The sequence below is a fragment of the Microbacterium sp. B19 genome (assembly GCF_000333395.1).
Classification (GTDB): Bacteria; Actinomycetota; Actinomycetes; order Actinomycetales; family Microbacteriaceae; genus Microbacterium.
The window spans coordinates 1-4500 of the sequence record NZ_BADA01000045.1; the positions used below are offsets into that span (position 1 = coordinate 1).

Here is a 4500-nt window from a genome sequence, read left to right on the forward strand (position 1 = left end):
GAGTAATCCACACCTCTGATCCGTTCACAGATGTGGCGATGCCCCGGGCGGCTGTCCGCCGTCCGGGGCATACTTGTGCCCGTCCCCAGCCCGAAACCGACCGGGAGTCGCTTTGACCGACCTGCGCCTGTTCACGTCCGAGTCCGTCACGGAAGGACACCCCGACAAGATCTGCGACCAGATCTCCGACAGCATCCTGGATGCCATCCTCACCGAGGACCCGTCCGGGCGCGTCGCCGTCGAGACCCTCGTGACCACGGGCCTGGTGCACGTCGCGGGCGAGGTGTCCACGAGCGCCTACGTCGAGATCCCCGCAATCGTGCGCGACGTCGTCAACCGCATCGGGTACACCTCCAGCGAGACCGGCTTCGACGGCGACTCGTGCGGCGTCAGCGTGTCGATCGGCGCGCAGTCGTCCGACATCGCCGCGGGCGTCAACAAGGCGTTCGAGCAGCGCGAGCGCGGCTCGGTCGACCCCCGCGACCTGCAGGGCGCGGGCGACCAGGGCATCATGTTCGGCTTCGCCACGAACGAGACGCCGCAGCTCATGCCGATGGCGGCCTGGACCGCGCACCGCATCGCCGAGCGCCTGGCATCCGTTCGGAAAGACGGCACGCTGCCGTTCCTGCGCCCCGACGGCAAGACCCAGGTCACGCTGGGGTACGACGGGCATACGCCGCGCACGGTCGACTCCGTCGTCCTGTCGACGCAGCACCACCCCGACATCTCGCAGGAGGAGCTGCGCGCCCTCGTGCAGGCCGAGGTCATCGACCCGGTGCTGCGCGACACGGGTCTCGAGCTCCCCGACGTGCAGTACTACATCAACCCGGCCGGTCCGTTCGTGATCGGCGGCCCCAAGGGCGACGCGGGCCTCACCGGCCGCAAGATCATCATCGACACCTACGGCGGAGCCTCTCGGCACGGCGGCGGCGCCTTCAGCGGAAAAGACCCGTCCAAGGTCGACCGCTCGGCGGCGTACGCGATGCGCTGGGTCGCGAAGAACGCCGTGGCGGCGGGTCTCGCCGACCGCCTCGAGGTGCAGGTCGCGTACGCGATCGGCAAGGCGAACCCGGTCGGCCTGTACGTGGAGTCGTTCGGCACGGCGCACGTCGCCGACGAGACGATCGTGAAGGCCATCCGCGAGGTTTTCGACCTGCGGCCCAAGGCGATCATCGATCAGCTCGACCTGCTCCGCCCGATCTACGCGCAGACGGCCGCGTACGGTCACTTCGGCCGCGAGCTGCCCGACTTCACGTGGGAGCGCACCGACCGCGTCGACGCCCTGCGCACCGCCGCCGGACTCTGACGTGGGGGCGCCCGCGCCGGGCGTGCACCGCGTCGCCGCTGCCCTGGCATCCCTCGCTCCGCTCCGCCGCGCGTGGCGGGGCTCGCGCGGAGCCGCCGCTCGCCGTGCGCGGCGAGGTGCGCGCGGAGCCGCCGCGTGAGCGCCCGCCGCGTCGCGCGGGTGCAGCTCGACTCGCCGGTCCCGCAGCTCGATCGGCTGTTCGACTACGCGATCCCGCATCCGCTGGTCGCGGACGTCGTGCCCGGGGTGCGGGTGAAGGTGCCCCTGCGGTCGGCGGGTCGGATGATGGATGCCTGCGTGGTCGAGGTCGTGGCCGACGACGGCACGGAGCGGCCGCTGTCGTCCGTCGAGAGCGTCGTCTCGACGATGCCGGTGCTGCCCGAGCGCCTCTTCGCCCTCGCGCGCAAGGTCGCGGACCGCGCCGCGGGTTCGGTGAGCGACGTGCTGCGCCTCGCGGTGCCGAAGCGCATGGTGCGGGCCGAGAAGGCCTGGCTCGCCGCACCGGTCCCCGAGACGCCGGTGGTCCCGGCGGAGTCGCTCGCCCGCGCCGACGCGGCGCTGAAGCCGTACGTGGGGCTCGCGGATGCCCTCGACGGCGGCGAGCGCCTCGCGGTCGACGCCCCTCCGCACACGACCGGCACCCTCCCGAGGGGCGCGTGGGCCGATCTCCTGGCCGCCGCCGCGGTGCATACGCTCGCGCGGGGGAGGAGCGCCGTGCTCGTGGTCCCGGACTACCGCGATCAGGCGCAGCTCATGGCGGCGCTGGCCGACCTCGTGCCGGCCGACGCGGTCGTGCGCGACGACGCGGACCAGTCCGGTCCGGCGCGGTACGCGCAGTACCTTCGCACCCTCGCGCCCGTGCCCGTGATCGTGGTGGGCCGCCGGTCGGCGGTCTACGCCCCGGCCCACGACACGGGCCTGGTCGCGCTGTGGGACGACGGCGATTCGTTGCTCGCCGAGCCGCTCGCCCCGGGTGTCCACGCACGCGATGCCGCTCTGGTGCGACAGGAGCTGGAGGGCTCGGCTCTCGTCTTCGCGGGCCACACCCGCTCGACCGACGTGCAGCGGCTGGTCGAGGTGGGGTACGTGCGCGAGTCGGCGCCGGCGCGGCGGCAGAGTCCGCGGGTCGTTTTGAGCGCGACGCGCGAGGGGGAGTCGCGGACCGCGCGCGTGCCGTCCTCGGCGTTCGCGGCCGCGCGCGAGGCGCTGACGCAGGGCCCCGTGCTCGTGCAGGTCGCGCGCCCCGGGTATGCGCCGTCGCTCGTGTGCGCGGACTGCCGCCGCCCCGCCCGCTGCACGCACTGCGCGGGGCCTCTCCGTGCCGCGCGCCCCGGCGCGGTTCCGGTGTGCGCGTGGTGCGGCCGCAACGCGCACGCGTGGACGTGCGGGCACTGCGGCTCGGTGAAGCTCCGCATGGCGTCCTCGGGCAGCGAGCGCACGGCCGACGAGCTGGGCCGCGCGTTCCCGAACACGCGCGTGATCATCGCAGACGGCGCGCATCCCGTGGCGGAGGTGGATGCCACCCCGGCCCTCGTCATCGCGACGCGGGGAGCCGAGCCGATCGCGCGCGGCGGATACCGCGCGGTGATCCTCCTCGACGGCGACCGCATGCTGCAGAACGAAGCGCTGCGCGTCGGCGAGCACTGCCTGCGCTGGTGGTCGAACGCCGCGGCCCTCGCGGCACCGGGAGCGCCGGTGCATCTCGTGGGCGTCGCGGGTCCGGTGGCCCGGGCGCTCGCGACGTGGACGCAGCCGGCCTACGCCCGCGCCGAGCTGGCCGACCGCGCACCACTGCGCATGCCCCCGGCCGTGCGCGTCGCGAGCGTCGACGGACACGCCCGGAGCGTCGACACCCTGCTCGCCGAGCTGCGCGAGGCCGTACCCGACCTCGACGCTCTCGCCGTCCTTGGCCCGGTCGACACGTCGACGACCCCCGACACCCCGACGTCCCGCGCACTCGTGCGGTTCGACTACGCGCACGGTCGCGCCGTCGCCGACGCCCTCCGCGCGGGGGTCATCGCCGATGCTCTGCGGGCCCGCAAGTCCACCAAGGACAAGGGTCCGAGGCCCCGGAATACACTCAGAGTGCGGCTCGACCTCCCCGAGCCCGACCTCTGAGCGCCTCCTGCCCCCAGCAGACCGGTCCCACCCACCCGCATCCGAAGCGTGAGGAGAACCATGCGCCTCGTCTTCGCCGGCACCCCCGCCGTCGCCGTCCCCTCCCTCCGCGCCCTGGCGGAAGGCCCGCACGAGATCGCCGCGGTCGTCACCCGTTCCGACGCGCCGCTCGGCCGCAAACGCGTTCTGACGCCGTCCCCGGTCGCGCAGGCGGCGGAGGATCTCGGCATCCCGACGATCAAAGCCGACCGCCTGGATGCCGAGGCCACCGCGCGCATCATGGCGCTCGAGCCCGAACTCGGCGTGATCGTCGCCTACGGCGGCCTGGTTCGCGAGCCGCTGCTGTCGGCCCCGGCGCACGGATGGATCAACCTGCACTTCTCGCTCCTCCCGCGCTGGCGCGGCGCCGCCCCCGTGCAGCGGGCGCTCATCGCGGGCGACCGCGAGACCGGCGCGAGCGTGTTCCAGCTCGTCGCCGCACTGGATGCCGGCGACGTCTTCGCCGAGGAACGGTACGAGGTGCCGTGGAACGCCACCGCGGGCGACGTGCTCGACGCCCTCGCCGAGATCGGCGCCCCGCTGCTCGCCCGCGTCGTGGACGGAATCGCCGACGGTTCCGCGGTCGCGGTCCCGCAGCAGGGTGAGCCGACGCTCGCCCCGAAGCTGACCCTCGACGACGGCGCCCTGGACTTCTCCCTGGATGCCGAGACCCTCCGCGCGCGGATCGCCGGTGTCACGCCCGAACCCGGCGCCCACACGACGTTCGACGGCGCGCGGCTCAAGGTGCTGCGCGCCGGGGCGAGCACGGCGGATCCGATTCCGCCGGGCCGGGTCGTGGCATCCGGTCGGGAAATCCTGGTGGGGACGGCGAGCTCCCCGCTGCGGCTCGAGACCGTGCAGCCCGCGGGCAAGGGGGCGATGCCCGCCGGTGACTGGTTCCGGGGCCTGCGCGTCGAGAACCCGGTGCTGGGCTCGTGAGCGTGCAGGGAGCACGCGCCGTCGCGTACGACGTGCTGCGGGCGGTCTCCGCCGACGAGGCGTACGCGAACCTGTCGTTGCCGCACGCGATCGAGCGG

3 protein-coding genes are annotated in these 4500 nt (G+C 74.0%); all 3 read left to right on the forward strand.

All coding sequences use genetic code 11. The features are described from left to right. Positions 1-112 precede the first annotated feature (112 nt). The 3 genes from metK (at position 113) to fmt (ending at position 4402) form a co-directional block, all read left to right on the forward strand. On the forward strand, positions 113-1306 hold the full coding sequence (gene metK, locus I5G_RS01615) for a methionine adenosyltransferase (RefSeq protein WP_022877491.1): 1194 nt from the start codon (positions 113-115) through the stop codon (positions 1304-1306). A 135-nt stretch (positions 1307-1441) separates the two neighbouring features. Further along, entirely contained in the window at positions 1442-3424 is a 1983-nt protein-coding gene (locus I5G_RS01620; RefSeq protein ID WP_022877492.1) for a primosomal protein N', read from the forward strand. A 60-nt stretch (positions 3425-3484) separates the two neighbouring features. Continuing rightward, positions 3485-4402, forward strand: coding sequence for a methionyl-tRNA formyltransferase (gene fmt / locus I5G_RS01625; protein ID WP_022877493.1), 918 nt, complete (start codon positions 3485-3487; stop codon positions 4400-4402). Positions 4403-4500: the final 98 nt, after the last annotated feature.